The organism is Neisseria sp. P0009.S007, from assembly GCF_051962515.1.
In genome coordinates this window covers 1-1,355 of record NZ_JBQCVF010000365.1, presented here as the reverse complement: position 1 = coordinate 1,355, position 1,355 = coordinate 1, and the positions used below count along the sequence as shown (strand labels likewise).

The window sequence follows — 1,355 nt, the reverse complement described above, 5'->3', positions numbered from 1 at the left end:
TACAGCTTATTGGGCATCAACACCTGCCGCATCAACAAAAAATAACGAAGGCAAAACATGAGTACGGTCGGACAACTTCCGCGAATCACGCCTTCCGAAGCAATGACAAAAATCCGTGAGGGCGCGTTGGCAGTGGACATCCGAAGCCAAGCCGAATATCGGGGCGGACATATTGGCGGTGCATTATCCCTTCCACCTGAACAGCAGCGAGACAAACTGCCTGATGATACAGCCCCATACCTGATTTTTTATTGCCTGAGCGGTAAACGTACAACACGGGCAGAAACAATATTGTCAGCGCTTGGCCAAGGCCGCGAATGCTATATTTTAGAAGGCGGCTTACAGGCATGGAAAGCTGCAGGGCTTCCTATTGTTGCCAACCGTGCCGCACCGGACATCATACGGCAGGTGCAAACCATAGCGGGCAGTTTGATTCTGTTGGGCGTGCTGGCAGGTTGGCTGGTATCGCCTTGGTTTTATCTGATAGACGTGATGGTCGGCGCAGGTCTGTTAACGGCCGGACTAACCGGATTCTGCGGCATGGCACGCCTGCTAGCCAAAATGCCATGGAACCATTAAGCAAAGGCCGTCTGAAAGTTGCTGCTAAGGTCATTATGACTGATAATTCGACCTCCTCATTTGCCGAAAAGCGCGAAAAATGACTATTGCCGACAATCAACCTCCCTACGAAGAAGCCAGCGCTTTTCTCAAACTTCTGGCCAATCCCAACCGCCTCGCCGTATTGTGCAAACTACATGAAAGGCCGCACAATGTAACTGAGTTGGCTGAATCATCCGGACTGCCGCAAGCGGCAATGTCCAGCCAATTAGCGCTACTGCGTGAAGCCGGTTTGGTATCGTTTGAAGTGAACCATCGGGAAAGGCAATATTATATTGCCGACCCCCGAGTTAACGAGATGATACAGCTGCTGTATTTTTTTTTCTGTGCAGGAAAAGATTGAAATATTATCGAAATAGGATAGCCAAAAAATCTATCCATTTATAATTTTAAAGGCCGTCTGAAAATTTTTCAGACGGCCTTTATTGTATTTATTTTCAGATGACCTTTTTATACTGCTTCTATATTTACACTTAAAGCCCGCGTGCCTGTGCACCTCACACACCCTGTCTCTACAGGTTTAATACGTACTACAGCTTGCTTGCTTTAAATAAATGCTTCTTCAAATAAATGCTTTGCCCAAAAGCTTCTAAGTTTATGACTTTTCCAGATAAAATATATTTTTCAAGAGGATAGACAATTTTTTTTATCTCCTCGCTAGATAAAAAAGGAGCTTCATCCTTTTCTGCAAATTTCTGACCGAATAAGTAATAAACGTCAGTTAACCAGCTTTCAGT

General features: G+C 45.5%; 2 protein-coding genes and 1 pseudogene. 2 read left to right on the top strand and 1 reads right to left on the bottom strand.

Annotated elements, in window-relative coordinates:
• Positions 1-57: 57 nt before the first annotated feature.
• Both ACTHS3_RS13300 and ACTHS3_RS13295 read left to right on the top strand, forming a co-directional pair.
• Complete coding sequence (locus tag ACTHS3_RS13300) at positions 58-579, top strand: rhodanese-like domain-containing protein (RefSeq protein WP_070608757.1); 522 nt, start codon at positions 58-60, stop codon at positions 577-579.
• Between the two features lie 79 nt (positions 580-658).
• Positions 659-961 (top strand): ArsR/SmtB family transcription factor, encoded by a 303-nt coding sequence (locus tag ACTHS3_RS13295; protein WP_070608755.1) that lies wholly within the window; start codon positions 659-661, stop codon positions 959-961.
• 187 nt (positions 962-1,148) lie between these two features.
• Here the strand turns inward: ACTHS3_RS13295 and ACTHS3_RS13290 are convergent.
• A pseudogene (locus ACTHS3_RS13290) lies at positions 1,149-1,355 on the bottom strand (hypothetical protein); the annotation flags it as partial.